Source organism: Bradyrhizobium sp. Arg816, assembly GCF_029989365.1.
In the GTDB taxonomy this organism is placed as follows: domain Bacteria; phylum Pseudomonadota; class Alphaproteobacteria; order Rhizobiales; family Xanthobacteraceae; genus Bradyrhizobium.
Genome location: NZ_JAPRAQ010000035.1, coordinates 1 through 14,178, shown reverse-complemented (window position 1 = coordinate 14,178; position 14,178 = coordinate 1). Strand labels below are relative to the sequence as shown.

The 14,178-nt window shown below is 65.2% G+C and carries 11 protein-coding genes and 1 pseudogene; 7 read left to right on the top strand and 5 right to left on the bottom strand.

What is annotated here, in order from left to right; translation table 11 throughout:
- Window positions 1-112: 112 nt before the first annotated feature.
- The 4 genes from OWC48_RS42210 (at window position 113) to OWC48_RS42195 (ending at window position 5,086) form a co-directional block, all read left to right on the top strand.
- Entirely contained in the window at window positions 113-2,992 is a 2,880-nt protein-coding gene (locus tag OWC48_RS42210) for an FG-GAP-like repeat-containing protein (RefSeq protein ID WP_282525300.1), read from the top strand.
- A gap of 108 nt (window positions 2,993-3,100) precedes the next feature.
- On the top strand, window positions 3,101-3,817 hold the full coding sequence (locus OWC48_RS42205) for an MgtC/SapB family protein (protein WP_282525299.1): 717 nt from the start codon (window positions 3,101-3,103) through the stop codon (window positions 3,815-3,817).
- 101 nt (window positions 3,818-3,918) lie between these two features.
- The gene (locus OWC48_RS42200; protein ID WP_282525298.1) at window positions 3,919-4,251 is read left to right on the top strand and encodes a hypothetical protein; all 333 of its coding nucleotides are present in this window, start codon (window positions 3,919-3,921) and stop codon (window positions 4,249-4,251) included.
- 94 nt (window positions 4,252-4,345) lie between these two features.
- A complete protein-coding gene (locus OWC48_RS42195; protein ID WP_028148116.1) occupies window positions 4,346-5,086 on the top strand; it encodes an acetoacetate decarboxylase in 741 nt (246 codons plus the stop codon).
- 63 nt (window positions 5,087-5,149) lie between these two features.
- Here the strand turns inward: OWC48_RS42195 and OWC48_RS42190 are convergent, their stop codons facing one another.
- The 5 genes and pseudogenes from OWC48_RS42190 to OWC48_RS42170 all read right to left on the bottom strand — a co-directional run bounded on the left by OWC48_RS42190 (window position 5,150) and on the right by OWC48_RS42170 (window position 9,943).
- Window positions 5,150-6,592: a homospermidine synthase gene (locus OWC48_RS42190; protein WP_282525297.1), complete on the bottom strand. Its 1,443-nt coding sequence runs from the start codon at window positions 6,590-6,592 to the stop codon at window positions 5,150-5,152.
- 68 nt (window positions 6,593-6,660) lie between these two features.
- Window positions 6,661-7,050: a RidA family protein gene (locus tag OWC48_RS42185; RefSeq protein ID WP_282525296.1), complete on the bottom strand. Its 390-nt coding sequence runs from the start codon at window positions 7,048-7,050 to the stop codon at window positions 6,661-6,663.
- 136 nt (window positions 7,051-7,186) lie between these two features.
- Window positions 7,187-7,725: pseudogene (locus OWC48_RS42180) on the bottom strand (GNAT family N-acetyltransferase).
- 145 nt (window positions 7,726-7,870) lie between these two features.
- The gene (locus tag OWC48_RS42175) at window positions 7,871-9,013 is read right to left on the bottom strand and encodes a type III PLP-dependent enzyme (RefSeq protein WP_282525295.1); all 1,143 of its coding nucleotides are present in this window, start codon (window positions 9,011-9,013) and stop codon (window positions 7,871-7,873) included.
- A 675-nt stretch (window positions 9,014-9,688) separates the two neighbouring features.
- A complete protein-coding gene (locus OWC48_RS42170; protein ID WP_028157810.1) occupies window positions 9,689-9,943 on the bottom strand; it encodes a hypothetical protein in 255 nt (84 codons plus the stop codon).
- Between the two features lie 137 nt (window positions 9,944-10,080).
- Here OWC48_RS42170 and OWC48_RS42165 point away from each other — a divergent pair, with 137 nt between their 5' ends.
- Genes OWC48_RS42165 through OWC48_RS42155 form a run of 3 tightly spaced genes read left to right on the top strand, consistent with a single transcriptional unit; the run spans window position 10,081 to window position 13,936 of the window.
- Window positions 10,081-12,162, top strand: a complete 2,082-nt coding sequence (locus OWC48_RS42165) for a M3 family metallopeptidase (RefSeq protein ID WP_282525294.1) — start codon at window positions 10,081-10,083, stop codon at window positions 12,160-12,162.
- Complete coding sequence (locus OWC48_RS42160; protein ID WP_282525293.1) at window positions 12,162-12,800, top strand: DUF1007 family protein; 639 nt, start codon at window positions 12,162-12,164, stop codon at window positions 12,798-12,800. The genes OWC48_RS42165 and OWC48_RS42160 overlap by 1 nt, the downstream gene beginning before the upstream one ends.
- A complete protein-coding gene (locus tag OWC48_RS42155; RefSeq protein ID WP_282525292.1) occupies window positions 12,791-13,936 on the top strand; it encodes a nickel/cobalt transporter in 1,146 nt (381 codons plus the stop codon). The genes OWC48_RS42160 and OWC48_RS42155 overlap by 10 nt, the downstream gene beginning before the upstream one ends.
- Window positions 13,937-14,178: the final 242 nt, after the last annotated feature.

The window sequence follows — 14,178 nt, the reverse complement described above, 5'->3', positions numbered from 1 at the left end:
GGCATGCAATTTCGAATTGCTGCCGCGCGATCAGTTGCGCCTGACGCCGGCCTGTCCGGCGACGGTGTGCAATTCGAATCCTCGCATCAAGGCGCCACGCCAGGGAATCCCCATGCCACTCATCCCCGTTCTTCCGACGCTCGTCAGCATCACGGGCACCGATCCGTCGTCGACCGACGCGTCCGTCGTGCACTACACCGTCACCTTTTCGAAGCCGGTGTCCGGCGTCACGGTCGATCAGTTCACCCTCGCCGCGACGGGGAGCATCAACGGCGCTGGCATCACGGACATCACGCCGGTGACCGGCAGCAACGGCGCGAGCTACACGGTCACGGTCAACACCGGCTCGGGCAGCGGTTCGCTGGGGCTGCAACTGACCGGCACCAATGTGCACGATTCCAGCGGCTATTATGTCGGGCCGTTCCAGTCCGAAACGCAGATGAGCGGCCCGCGCTTCAGCATCATCAACACGGCGGCGGTCGGTGACGTCAACGGCGATGGCAAGCAGGATATGGTCTATGTCCGAACCGTCAGCGCTTCCGCATACTTTCTCGATGTCAGGACCAATGACGGCACGGGCCAGTTCACGCAAACCTCGCTGACCGGAGCTTCGGAGCTGGAATCGTCGATTCGACTCGGCGACGTCAACGGCGACGGCAAGCTGGACGTCCTGATGGGCAACATCTTCACCGGGACCCTGGACGTCAGGCTGGGCAATGGCAACGGCACGTTCGCGGCGGCGACGAAGTATGCGACGGGTGGCAGCACTGGCGGCAATATCAGGGCGTTTGCCGACTTCAATGGCGACGGCAAGGCCGACGTGATCATGTCGAACAACATTGGCACGTCGCTACTGCTCGGCAACGGCGACGGCACTTTTGCATCGCCACAGACCTTCCTGACACCGGCGCCCATCTGGAACTTGGCGGCCGCGGACTTCAATGGCGACGGCAAAACGGACCTCGCCGTGGTCGCGACCAGCAACAACACGCTTTCGACCTTCTACAGTCGCGGTGACGGCACGTTCGGTCCGGCGGTGACGTTGCCGCTCGCTTCGGGCGCCAACGGAATCACCGTCGGTGACCTCAATGGAGACGGAAAAGCCGACGTCGTGGTGGAGTGGTCAACGAGCAACTCCTCGACCGGCGAGGATGTCCTCCTCACCGCGCCGAATTCGACCACCACGCAATATACGATCAATCGCACGCCGCCGGCTCTGACCATTGTCGACGCGGACGTGACGCCGGGGGCCGACGGCAGCTACTACATCAACGCGGCGCATTTCCACGGCGGGACGACGACCCTGTCCGGCAGGGGCAATGCGGGAGACACTGTCACGGTCACGAATGCCGGCGACAATTCCGTCGTTGGCGTCACCACGGTTGGCCGCGACGGCAGCTGGAGCCTCGGCGTGTCCGGCCTCCAGGACGGTTCGACCTACAGCCATGCTGCGACGGCCACGGATGCCCTGGGCAACCACAGCAATCCCGGGCCAGTGTTCACCTTCAAGGTTGATACGACCGCCCCCGTCCTCGCGATCACAAGCATCGAAAATTCCGCTGCAACGCCTTTTTCGATCACCGTCCGGGGTACGCTCGACGTAGCCGATGCGGCCTCCGCGATCACCTTGTCGTTTGGTCCGACGGATTACGCGGTCACCAGCGCTGCCGATGGCACCTGGCGGCTCGACAATCTGTTTCCGGCAACCGGACTTTCCTACGTGACGGCCCGTCTGCGCGACGCAGCCGGCAATGACGGTGTGTCGCAATCGATCCCTCTCGCCTTTGGCTACACGATCGCGAGCGGCGCTTCACTGCAGGGCACCATCGTCGCGGCGTCCACCTCGTCCTTCAACCCGAGCCTTGTCGTCCGCGGCACGTCGGTCGGGGCGACCGTCTTGCGCAACGGAATCGAAGAAGATTACGGCATCTCGACCGGATCGGTGGTCAAGAACGGCGGCCAGCAGCATATTTTTGGCACCGGCACGACCGGCGCGACGATCGAAGCCGGCGGCTATCAGGACATCCGCGCCGGCGGGCGTGCGACAGATACCCTGTTGTACGGTTTCGGGCAGGTCTACGCCAACGGCACCTCGGCCCACACCACGATCAAGGCTGGCGGACAGCAGTCCGTTGCCGCCGGCGGCCGCGACGTCAACTCGACGATCGACGGCGGAACGCAATATCTGAGCGGAACGGCGACGGGCACGACGGTGGGCGCCGGCGGCAATCAATACGACTACGGCACGGCGAACGGCGTCCTCGTCGCGAGTGGCGGCTCCCAGCACGTCTATCAGGGCGGTAGCGCCGCCGGAACGACGGTCGCGGCGGGCGGCTATCAGGACGTCTACCAAGGGACCGTCACCGACACCGTGCTCGACGGCAATCAGCAGGTGCTCGGCAATGGCCACGCGGCCGGCACCGTCATCAATGCCGGCGGGCGGCAATATGTCGGCTCCGGTGGCGCGACAACGGGCACGACGATCGCAACCGGCGGCTTCCAATATGTGGACGCCGGCGCGACCGACGGCAGCGCGACGATCAACGGCGGCTATCAGTTCGTCGCAGGTGCTGCGACCGGCGCAACCGTCAGCGGTGGTGGCGAGCAGGAAGTGGGGGCGGGCGGCCTCGCCTCGAACTCGCATCTCGACGGCGGCAGCGAGCATGTCTATGCGGGCGGCCTCGCCCAGAACGTCGATTTCGGCGGCTCCGGCGGCGCAACGCTGGTGCTGGACGCGCCGACAGGCCTGACCGGCTCGATCGCCAATTTTGGCGCCGATGACACCATCGACTTCCGCAACACCGTGATCTCCAGCCTCGATGTCGACGGCGCGAACAATCTGACGGTCACGACCGACGGCGGCCAGAGCTACTCCTGGGCTCTGCTCGCGCAATACTCGGCCTCGTCCTTCGCGCTCTCGGCCGACGGCAATGGCGGCACAGTGCTGAGCTATACGCCGCCCCAGCAGGCGTTGCTCGCGGCCGCTCACTAAGGCAGAGAAAACAAGACGACCGGGCATCGGCTTCCACAGCCGGTGCCCGTTCAAATTGACCTCGTCGGCACTCTCGCATAGATCGTTTGCCAACCCGTGCGAGGGACCATGCGGTTTTTGACGACATTCCAGATTGCTGACTTCGCGGATACGCTGGTCAGCCTGTTCACGGCCTTCGTGCTGGGCACGCTGATCGGCGCCGAGCGGCAGTACCGCCAGCGCACCGCCGGTCTGCGCACCAACGTGCTGGTCGCGGTCGGTGCCGCCGCCTTCGTCGATCTCGCGATGCATCTGACCGGCGCCGACGGCGCGGTCCGCGTGATCTCCTATGTCGTATCAGGCATCGGCTTCCTCGGCGCCGGTGTCATCATGAAGCAGGGCATGGACGTCCGCGGGCTCAACACCGCGGCGACGCTGTGGGCCTCCGCCGCCGTCGGCTCCTGTGCCGGCGCCGACATGGTCGCGCAGGCGGCTGCGCTGACCGTGTTCGTCATCGCCGGCAACACCATGCTGCGCCCGCTGGTCAACGCCATCAACCGCATTCCGCTGAACGAGAAGACCTCGGAGGCGACCTACTATTTCAAGCTCGCCGTCGCGGCCGACGCCCTGCCCGACATGCGCGACCGTCTCGTCGACAAGCTGGAGGCCGCGAAATATCCGGTGGCCGATATCGACGTGGTTGAGACTGGGGATGACCTGATCGAGATTGTCGCAAAGCTGGTTGCGACCGCAGTCGATCCGAACGAGCTGAACGCGGTGGCGACCGATCTGCAGCACCTGCCGGGCGTGCGCCACGCCACCTGGGAAGTCAGCACCTCGGACTGAGCGCGGCGTTTTAGCACGCGACGGCACGGTTCCCGCCTCGTCCACCACGGAACCGCAGTCGGGCAAGTTCGTTGATCCCGCGGACAAAGGCGGTGATCGACATGCCCGGCCCAAATGACAAGCGCAGACTGAAGCTCGACCTGGTGATCGCCTGCTCGCTGTTCGCGGCAGGTGTCGTGGTCTCAGGCCTATCGCTGGCGGAAATCCGCGCCGAGAGCCGGATGCAGACGGCGCAGGCGACGCAACCGCTCCAAGGCACGCCGTCCAACGATCAGGACAAGACGCCCGCGCAAGCCAAGCCCGGCGGCGACCGTCCGACCACGCCGGCCCCCGAGCCCGCGCGCCCCGACCCGCAGACGCAGGGTGCGGCGACCAAGCCGGCACTGCCGGCAGCGCCCGCGGAGAAGATCGCGCCGCCGATCAAGGAGAAGTAGCCCGGCGGTCGGCGTATTGTGACGCGCATTTGATCTCGCCTCGGCAGCCGGCCCGTTCCATAATCTGTCACGCCAACGACAGATGGGGCCTCCCATGAAGATCGAAGACGTCCGCCGCACCGCCTATTCGATGCCGCTCACCAACCCGTCATTCCCGCCGGGGCCATATCGCTTCTTCGACCGCGAGTATTTCGTCATCACCTACAGGACCGATCCCGAAGCCCTCGCCGCCATCGTGCCCGAGCCGCTCGAGGTGGCGGAGCCGGTGGTGAAATACGAATTCATCCGCATGCCCGACTCGACCGGATTCGGCGACTACACCGAAACCGGGCAGGTGATCCCGGTCCGCCTCAAGGGCGAGGAGGGGGCCTACACCCACGCGATGTATCTGGACGACGAGGGACCGATCGCCGGCGGTCGCGAGTTGTGGGGCTTTCCGAAGAAGCTGGCGCGGCCGAAGATCGAGGTCGAGAGCGACGTGCTGGTCGGCTCGCTGCATTACGGCTCGGTGCTCTGCGCCTCCGCGACGATGGGCTACAAGCACCGCAAGGTCGACCTTGACGTGGTGCTGCAGTCGATGAAGGCGCCGAACTTCATCCTGAAGATCATCCCGCATGTCGACGGTTCCCCTCGGATCTGCGAGCTGGTGCGCTTCCATCTCGAGGACATCACGCTGAAGGAAGCCTGGACCGGTCCCGCCGCGCTCGGCCTGTTTCCTCACGCGCTCTGCGACGTCGCCCGTCTGCCGGTGCGCGAGGTGGTCTCGGCGCTGCATTTCAAAGCGGATTTGACGCTGGGGCTCGGCAGCGTCGCGTTCGACTATCTGGCGAAATAGGTCGCGAAACGACAATGCCCGGCACGAAGCCGGGCATTTTGATCGTTCGAGTCCGTTGAGCGATCAGCGCACCAGGACATTCCGGAACTGCCAGGGATCGCTGGTGTCGATATCTTCGGGGAACAGTCCCGGACGATCCGTCAGCGGCGTCCAGTCGGTGTAGAAACCTTTCACCGGGCCGAGATACGGCAGCTGGATTTCCAGCAGACGATCGAAATCCATCTCGTCGGCTTCGACGATGCCTTCGTTCGGGTTTTCCAGCGCCCACACCATGCCGCCGAGCACGGCGGAGGTCACCTGCAGGCCGGTGGCGTTCTGGTAGGGCGCGAGCTTGCGGGTCTCTTCGATGGAGAGCTGCGAACCGTACCAATAGGCATTGTTGTCATGGCCGAACAGCAGCACGCCGAGTTCGTCGATGCCGTCGACGATTTCGTTCTCATCGAGGATATGGTGCTTCTCCTGCATCTTCGCGGCGCGGCCGAACATTTCATGCAGCGACAGCACGGCATCGTCGGCCGGATGATAGGCATAGTGGCAAGTCGGCCGATAGACCGCCGTGCCCGATGCGTCGCGCACCGTGAAGTAATCGGAGATCGAGATCGACTCGTTGTGGGTGACGAGGAAGCCATACTGTGCGCCGCGGGTCGGGCACCAGGTGCGCACGCGCGTGTTGGCGCCGGGCTGCATCAGATAGATGGCCGCGCCGCAGCCGGCTTCGTGGGTATGCGCATTCTCGGGCATCCACCTTTCATGGGTGCCCCAACCGAGTTCGGACGGCTGCACGCCTTCGGACAGGAAGCCTTCCACCGACCAGGTGTTGACGAAGACGTCAGGCTCTTTCGGCGTCTTGGAGCGCTGGGTGTCGCGTTCGGCGATGTGGATGCCCTTGATACCGGCCTGCCGCATCAAGTCGGCCCATTCGGCCTTGGTCTTCGGCTTGGGGGCATTGAGCTTCAGATCGGCGGCGACATTGAGCAGCGCCTGCTTGACGAAAAAGGAGACCATGCCGGGATTGGCGCCGCAGCAGGAGACGGCCGTCGTCGAGCCCGCCGGGCGCGCCTTCTTGGCGGCCAGCGTCACTTCGCGAAGCGCGTAGTTGGAGCGCGCTTCCGGGCCCTTCGACGCGTCGAAATACAAGCCGAGCCAGGGCTCGTTGACGGTATCGATGTAGAGCGCGCCGAGCTCGTTGCAGAGCTCCATGATGTCGGTGGAGCCGGTGTCGACCGAGAGATTGACGCAAAAGCCCTGGCCGCCGCCTTCGGTGAGCAGCGGGGTCAGCAACTCGCGGTAATTGTCCCGGGTCACGGCCTTCTGGATGAAGCGGACGTTCTGCTTCTCGCAATGCGCCTTGCGGCCCTCGTCCTTGGGATCGATCACGGTGACGCGCGACTTGTCGTAATCGAGATGCCGCTCGATCATCGGCAGCGTGCCCTTGCCGATGGAGCCGAAGCCGACCATGACGATGGGACCAGTGATCTTCGCGTAGATCTGCGAGGGGTGGCTCATGGGATGGTTTCTCCGGAACGTGCTGGCAAACTAAAGGGTGAGGGGTGGATCAGGCGCTGCGGCGCTTGTCAGACGCTGCGGCGCTTGGCGGTGACTTCGATCTCGACCTTCATCTCGGGCTTGGCGAGGGCGCTGACGACCAGCAGCGTCGCAGCAGGTCTGATGTCACCGAGAACCTCGCCGCAGACGGCGAAGTGGGCGTCGATGTAGCTGGCGTCGGTGACGTAGTAGGTCGCACGGACGATATCGGCCATCTCGAATCCGCCCTCCTTCAGGGCGGCTTCGATGGTCTTGAAGCAGTTGCGTGACTGGCTCGTGACATCGGCCGGCATCGTCATCGTCGCGTAGTCATAGCCGGTGGTTCCGGCGACGAAGGCGAACTCACCGTCGATCACGGCGCGGCTGTAGCCGACGGTCTTCTCGAGGGGAGAGCCGGTGGAGATCAGGCGACGGGACATGGTCGTGGGCCTCGACTGAAGGGGGGGGGTTGGCGGGTTAAAGGGCGTTTCTCAGGCCCGCGCAACCCTAAAGGAACGGGCACGCGCAGGCATCGCCGCGGAGCGCGGCTTAAGTCGTCGCCATCATGGCGATCCCTTAGGCCGCGTGCGCCTGGAGGGCGCGAACTACCCTCCGTTTGGGCAGGGCCGCGCCGGTCGGGACGATCATCCCCTCAACGCCATCCAGCGCACCGGGTAGGAATTCGATCGCCAGGCGGGCGAGAAGCCGAAGCGGGCGTAATAGGGGGCATCGCCGAGCAGGATCACGGCGGCATGCCCGCGCGCCCGGGCGGCGGCCAGCGCTTGTTGCATCAGCGCGGCGCCGATCCCGAGCTCGCGGAAGGCAGGGTCCACCGCCAGCGGTCCGAGGACCAGGGCGGGCCTGCCTCCGGCGCTGACGTGCCACAGCCGCACGGTTCCCACGAGTGTCCCCTCGCGCACAGCCGACAGGGCAAGGCCTGCGGCAGGTGCACGTCCGTCGCGCAGGCGCTGGCAGGTGCGGTCATGGCGGTTCTCGCCAAAGCAGGCATCCAGCAGCGCTTCACGGGCGGCGACGTCGGCAGCACGTTCCGCACGGATCGCGAACGGAGCGGCTTTCGAAGTGAGGGCGACTTGTGGCTTCCGAAAAGCAGTCATGGCGCGTCAGTCCCCGCTTGAACCCGCGTGCGAGAAGCACGCCGGCTCAAGACGTCGTCAGAATGGCAATGTCAGGAAAGGAGCCGGCGGACCGGCTCCCGGGTTCGTCAGGCCTCAGAACGAGAGGCGGATCAGATGTGGCAAATCAGATGTGGTACGTCTTCAGCGGCGGGATGCCGTTGAACGCCACCGCCGAGTAGGTCGACGTATACGCCCCGGTGCCTTCGATCAGCAGCTTGTCGCCGATCTCGAGCGTGACGGGGAGCGGATACGGGCTCTTCTCGTACAGCACGTCGGCGCTGTCGCAGGTCGGGCCCGCGAGCACGCACGGCGTCATGTCCGCGCCGTCATGCGGGGTGCGGATGGCGTAGCGGATCGACTCGTCCATCGTCTCGGCGAGACCGCCGAACTTGCCGATGTCGAGATAGACCCAGCGCACCTCGTCCTCGTCGCTCTTCTTCGAGATGAGCACGACCTCGGATTCGATGATGCCGGCGTTACCCACCATGCCGCGGCCCGGCTCGATGATGGTCTCCGGAATCTGGTTGCCGAAGTGCTTGCGCAGCGCGCGGAAGATCGAGCGGCCGTAGGTCACGACCGGCGGCACGTCCTTCAGGTACTTGGTCGGGAAGCCGCCGCCCATGTTGACCATGGTCAGGTTGATGCCGCGCTCGGCGCAGTCGCGGAACACCTGCGAGGCCATCGCCAGCGCACGGTCCCACGCCTTCACCTTGCGCTGCTGCGAGCCGACATGGAAGGAGATGCCGCACGGCTCCAGGCCCAGGCGCTTGGCGACGTCGAGCACGTCGACGGCCATTTCCGGGTCGCAGCCGAACTTGCGCGACAGCGGCCATTCGGCGCCGGCACAGTCATAGAGGATGCGGCAGAACACCTTTGCACCGGGAGCGGCACGGGAGACCTTCTCGACCTCGGCGGCGCAGTCGACTGCGAACAGCCGGATGCCGAGCGCGAAGGCGCGCGCGATGTCGCGCTCCTTCTTGATCGTGTTGCCGAAGGAGATGCGGTCGGGCGTCGCACCTGCGGCCAGCGCCATCTCGATCTCGGCGACGGTTGCGGTGTCGAAGCAGGAGCCCATGGAGGCCAGCAGCGCCAGCACTTCCGGCGCCGGGTTCGCCTTGACGGCGTAGAACACGCGGCTGTCGGGCAGCGCCTTGGCGAAGGTCTGGTAATTGTCGCGCACGACTTCGAGATCGACCACGAGGCAAGGCTCGGTGTCCCGGCCCTCGCTGCGGCGGTTGCGCAGGAATTCCTGAATACGTTCGGTCATAGCACTCTCCCAAACGGCCCAGCGACGGGGATCCGTTCAAAAAATGTCGTCGGATAAGAGCGCTCCGGCCAGATCACGCGATGGAGGCGTGACGAGCCAAAGACTCACATCAGACTGTGCTGCCGTGGATTGGTTGGGAGTTTTCCCGCCCGCACACCTGGCAATGAAGGACAAGCCTTTTCAGTAGCCCGCGCCGGCGTTGGAATGCCGGTAGAGACCAAAAAAGCCCGATCCGTCGTTGCTTTAAGTCGCGTCCCCCGTTGAGAGCGGGGTGCGCCGGTTCGCCTCCGGCTGCCAGTCACGGTTGCAAAAAGTGAAGTCACCTTCGACATGGCATCTCTTTGAGAGAGATGCTGGACGCTCCGGGTTTGCTTCCTCGTCCGACCTTTCGGTCTTTCGACTTCCGCACTTCCGAAGAGCCCCTCGGCTTCTTCACCCCTTGGCGGCTGTCCGGCCTCTTGTCCGGATACCTACCGACTGACACACGACCACAGGCACGTGCGAAATTGGGCAAGTCCGCACATAAGCGTTTTGACTCTGGTTCGCAAGAATTTTTTTAGGCTGCGGACAGAATTGCCTAACATCTGCTTGCGCGGTGTTGCGCGAGCGACGCGGAAGATGAACGCGCGTTAAGTTTTCTGCGTCGTGCGCGCGTCTCGCGCGCGCGAGGAAGCGTCAGCGGCGCTTCGTGAACGGCTCGACGCGCTGAGCCGCGCGGATGAACGCGGTCATCACGAGCACGCCGAGCGCGAACAGCACGGCCTGGAGGATGTGCGTGCCCTGATCGCCGAGCCCGAACAGGATCGCGAGCGCCCAGCCACCGGCGAACGCGGCGCCGAACACCTCGGCGCCGATCAGGATGGCGGCGCTGATGACAGTGATGACGCTCGGCCAGACGATCTGACGGGAAGAGGAGGCAGGCGCGTTCATGAGCTTTGGGGTCCGTGGCTTCGAGGGCCGCAATCTCCCCGAAAAGGCGCCCGGGAGCAAGGGCAAATGGCCCAAAAAAGCCCCATCGCGTGCTATACCTGACCCCAACAATCGAGCCACAAAAACCGGGACTTGCGATGTCAGACCCCCGCCAAACCACGGACCCCGAGACCAACCCGCTGCTGAAGGCCTGGGTGACGCCGTTTGCGACACCGCCCTTCGACGAGCTCAAGCCTGAGCACTTCCTCCCGGGCTTCGAGCAGGCCTTCGCCGATCACTCCGCCGAGATCGCGGCGATCACCAACGATCCCGCGGCCGCCGACTTCGCCAACACCATCACGGCGCTGGAGCGCTCCGGCAAGCTCCTCACCAAGGTCGCCGCGGTCTTCTACGACCTCGTCTCGGCGCATTCCAACCCGGCCATCCTGGAGATCGACAAGGAGGTCTCCTTGCGGATGGCGCGGCACTGGAATCCGATCATGATGAACGCCGTGCTGTTTGGTCGCATCGCCCATCTGCACGAGAACCGCGCCAGTCTTGGTCTTTCGCCCGAGCAGCTCCGGCTGCTGGAGCGCACCTACACCCGCTTCCACCGTTCCGGTGCCGGCCTCTCCGAAGAGGCCAAGGCGCGGATGGCGGAGATCAACGAGAAGCTCGCCCAACTCGGCACCAGCTTCAGCCACCACCTGCTCGGCGACGAGCAGGAGTGGTTCATGGAGCTGGGGGAGGCCGACCGCCAGGGCCTGCCGGAGAGCTTCGTCGCCGCCGCCAAGGCTGCGGCGGAAGAGCGCGGCATGGACGGCAAGGCCATCGTGACGCTGTCGCGCTCCTCGACCGAGCCGTTCCTGAAGAGCTCGGCCCGCCGTGACCTGCGCGAGAAGGTCTACAAGGCCTTCACGGCGCGTGGCGACAACGGCAATACCAACGACAACAACGACACCATCGTCGAGATCCTGAAGCTGCGCGAGGAGAGCGCCAAGCTCCTGGGCTATCCGACCTTCGCCGCCTACCGGCTCGAGGATTCCATGGCCAAGACGCCGGATGCGGTGCGCGGCCTGCTGGAGCGGGTCTGGAAGCCGGCGCGGGCGCGCGCGCTCGCCGACCGCGACGAGATGCAGGCGCTGATCACGGAAGAGGGCGCCAATTTCAAGCTCGCGCCCTGGGACTGGCGTTTCTATGCCGAAAAACTCCGCCTCCAGCGCGCCAATTTCGACGACGCCGCGATCAAGCCATATCTCACGCTCGATCACATGATCGCCGCCGCCTTCGACTGTGCCACGCGCCTGTTCGGCATCACCTTCGAGGAGCGCAAGGACGTACCGGCCTGGCACCCTGATGTCCGGGTCTGGGAGGTGAAGGGGCCGGACGGCAAGCACAAGGCGCTGTTCTACGGCGACTACTACGCCCGGCCGTCGAAGCGCTCCGGCGCCTGGATGACCTCGCTGCGCGACCAGCAGAAGCTCGACGGCGAGATCGCGCCGCTCGTCATCAATGTCTGCAACTTCGCCAAGGGCGCGAACGGCGAGCCCTCGCTGCTCTCGCCCGACGATGCCCGTACCCTGTTCCACGAGTTCGGCCACGGCCTGCACGGCATGCTCTCCAATGTGACCTATCCGTCACTCTCGGGCACCGCGGTGTTCACCGACTTCGTCGAGCTGCCGTCCCAGCTCTACGAGCACTGGCAGGAGCGGCCCGAGGTGCTGCAGCAGTTCGCCCGCCACTACCAGACCGGCGAGCCGCTGCCGGACGATCTGCTCCAGCGCTTCCTCGCCGCGCGAAAGTTCAACCAGGGCTTTGCCACGGTCGAGTTCGTCTCCTCGGCGCTGGTCGATCTGGAATTCCACACCCAGCCGGCTTCTGCCGCGCAGGATGTCCGCGCCTTCGAGAAGAGGGAACTGGAGAAGATCGGCATGCCCGAGGAGATCTCGCTACGCCACCGGCCGACCCAGTTCGGCCACATCTTCTCCGGCGACCACTATGCATCCGGTTACTACAGCTACATGTGGTCGGAGGTGATGGACGCCGACGCCTTCGGCGCCTTCGAGGAGGCCGGCGACATCTTCGACCCGGCGGTGGCAAAACGCCTGCACGACGACATCTACTCCTCGGGCGGATCGGTCGATCCCGAAGCCGCCTATGAAGCCTTCCGCGGCCGTCCGCCGGAGCCCGACGCGCTGCTGCGCCGGCGCGGCCTGCTCGATGGCGCGAAGGCGGCCTGATGGGCATGCGTGCCCTGTTCGGCCTGTTGCTCGCCGCTGCGATGACGTTCGCAGCGGGCGCGGCAAGCGCGCATCCACATGTCTGGATCACCGCGACCAGCGAGCTGCTCTACGCCGCCGACGGCAGCATTACCGGTGTCCGCCACGCCTGGACCTTCGATGACATGTTCTCGGCCTATGCGCTGCAGGGGCTCGAGAGCAAGACCAAGGGCGCCTACACCCGTGAAGAGCTGGGGCCGCTGGCGCAGACCAATGTCGAGTCGCTGAAGGAATACGCCTACTTCACCTTCGCGCGAGCCGACGGCAAGAAGGAGCGTTTTAACGAGCCGGTCGACTACTTCCTCGACTACAAAGATACCGTGCTGACCCTGCACTTCACGCTGCCGCTGAAGAACCCGGTCAAGCCCAAGCAGCTGGTGCTCGAAGTGTTCGACCGCTCCTATTTCATCGACTTCCAGATGGCCAAGGACAACCCGGTCAAGCTGGTCGGCGCGCCCGCCGGCTGCCAGATGAAGCTCGATCGGCCCAGCGACGGCTCCGCCACCGCGCAGAAGCTCAACGAGCAGACCTTCCTGAACGGTGAGAACTCGAATTTCGGCATGATGTTCGCCAACAAGATCACGGTGGATTGCCCTTGATCGGTCGTCTTCGTTCCCCGCTTGTGCGCGGGCTTCTGGCCTGTGCGGCCGTGCTCGTTGTTGTGAGCGTGGCGGACGCCGCGCTTCGCGATCTCCTCGCGCAAAATCCGTTCGGCGCACCACGGCCGGCGCAGGCGGCCGAGCCCGAGGCCAGCGGCGTCATCGGCTGGCTGTTGGCCAAGCAGTCGGAATTCTATCGCCAGATGTCGGCGACCATCCGCGCCGCCAAGTCCGACGGCTCGGCGGTGTGGACGCTGCTCTTCATCTCCTTTGCCTACGGCATCTTCCACGCCGCCGGCCCCGGCCACGGCAAGGCGGTGATCGCCTCTTATCTCGTCGCCAACCGCGAGACCGCGCGGCGCGGTATCGCGCTGTCGTTTGCCTCGGCGCTGATGCAGTCGCTGGTGGCGATCCTGATCGTCGGCATCTCGGCCTGGGTGCTGAACGCCACCGCCAAGACCATGTGCAAGGCGGAAGGCGCGATCGAGATCGCAAGCTACGGCCTGATCGCGCTGTTCGGCCTGCGCCTGGTCTGGGTCAAGGGCCGCACCTTCATCCGCGCGCTCCAGGCGGTCCAGCCGGTGCCGGCCATCGCCGGCGTGCCGCATGAGCATCATGATCACGGCCATCACCATCATCATGACGCCCATGATCATCACGACCACGATCACGGTCATGATCACCATCATCACGACCATGGTCACGCCCACGCCCATCACCACCATGGGCACGACCACGTCCATGACGAGCATTGCGGCCATTCCCACGGCCCCACGCCGAGTGAGCTCGCCGGTCCCGGCGGCTGGCGGCGCGGGTTTGCTGCGATCCTGACCGTCGGCATCCGGCCCTGCTCGGGTGCGATCCTGGTGCTGGTGTTCGCGCTTGCGCAGGGCCTGTTCTGGGCCGGCATCGCCGCGACCTTGCTGATGGGGCTCGGCACCGCCATTACGGTCGCGGCCATCGCCGTCGTCGCCGTCTCCGCCAAGGACATCGCCGCCCGCCTCAGCGCGGGGCGCGACGGCGGCGGCGCGCTGTTCATGCGCGGCATCGAATTCGGCGCCGCAGCCCTCGTGCTGCTGTTCGGCGCGGGCCTGTTGTTCGGCTACATCGCCGCCGAACGGACGACGTGTTTCTAAGGTTGCTCTTTCCCTCCCCCCTTGTGGGGGAGGGGGGCTCGCCGCGTAGCGGCGAGACGGGTGAGGGGTATCTCTCCGCGAGCAAACCTCTCACGATTGAATCGTGCGGAGAGATACCCCTCATCCGTCGCGCTGCGCGCGCCACCTTCTCCCACAAGGGGCCTGTTGCGTTATCGGCTCTTGAGGCTGAAGACGTCAGGAGAGAAGGCCTTGGTCCCGGTAATTTCCTGCCAAGATCTGTA

What these genes read in the sequence shown, in the direction of transcription:
- OWC48_RS42210 (WP_282525300.1), top strand. Translation starts at nt 113, where the DNA reads ATGCCACTCATCCCCGTTCTTCCGACGCTCGTCAGCATCACGGGCACC.
- OWC48_RS42205 (WP_282525299.1), top strand. Translation starts at nt 3,101, where the DNA reads ATGCGGTTTTTGACGACATTCCAGATTGCTGACTTCGCGGATACGCTG.
- OWC48_RS42200 (WP_282525298.1), top strand. Translation starts at nt 3,919, where the DNA reads ATGCCCGGCCCAAATGACAAGCGCAGACTGAAGCTCGACCTGGTGATC.
- OWC48_RS42195 (WP_028148116.1), top strand. Translation starts at nt 4,346, where the DNA reads ATGAAGATCGAAGACGTCCGCCGCACCGCCTATTCGATGCCGCTCACC.
- OWC48_RS42190 (WP_282525297.1), bottom strand. Translation starts at nt 6,592, where the DNA reads ATGAGCCACCCCTCGCAGATCTACGCGAAGATCACTGGTCCCATCGTC.
- OWC48_RS42185 (WP_282525296.1), bottom strand. Translation starts at nt 7,050, where the DNA reads ATGTCCCGTCGCCTGATCTCCACCGGCTCTCCCCTCGAGAAGACCGTC.
- OWC48_RS42175 (WP_282525295.1), bottom strand. Translation starts at nt 9,013, where the DNA reads ATGACCGAACGTATTCAGGAATTCCTGCGCAACCGCCGCAGCGAGGGC.
- OWC48_RS42170 (WP_028157810.1), bottom strand. Translation starts at nt 9,943, where the DNA reads ATGAACGCGCCTGCCTCCTCTTCCCGTCAGATCGTCTGGCCGAGCGTC.
- OWC48_RS42165 (WP_282525294.1), top strand. Translation starts at nt 10,081, where the DNA reads ATGTCAGACCCCCGCCAAACCACGGACCCCGAGACCAACCCGCTGCTG.
- OWC48_RS42160 (WP_282525293.1), top strand. Translation starts at nt 12,162, where the DNA reads ATGGGCATGCGTGCCCTGTTCGGCCTGTTGCTCGCCGCTGCGATGACG.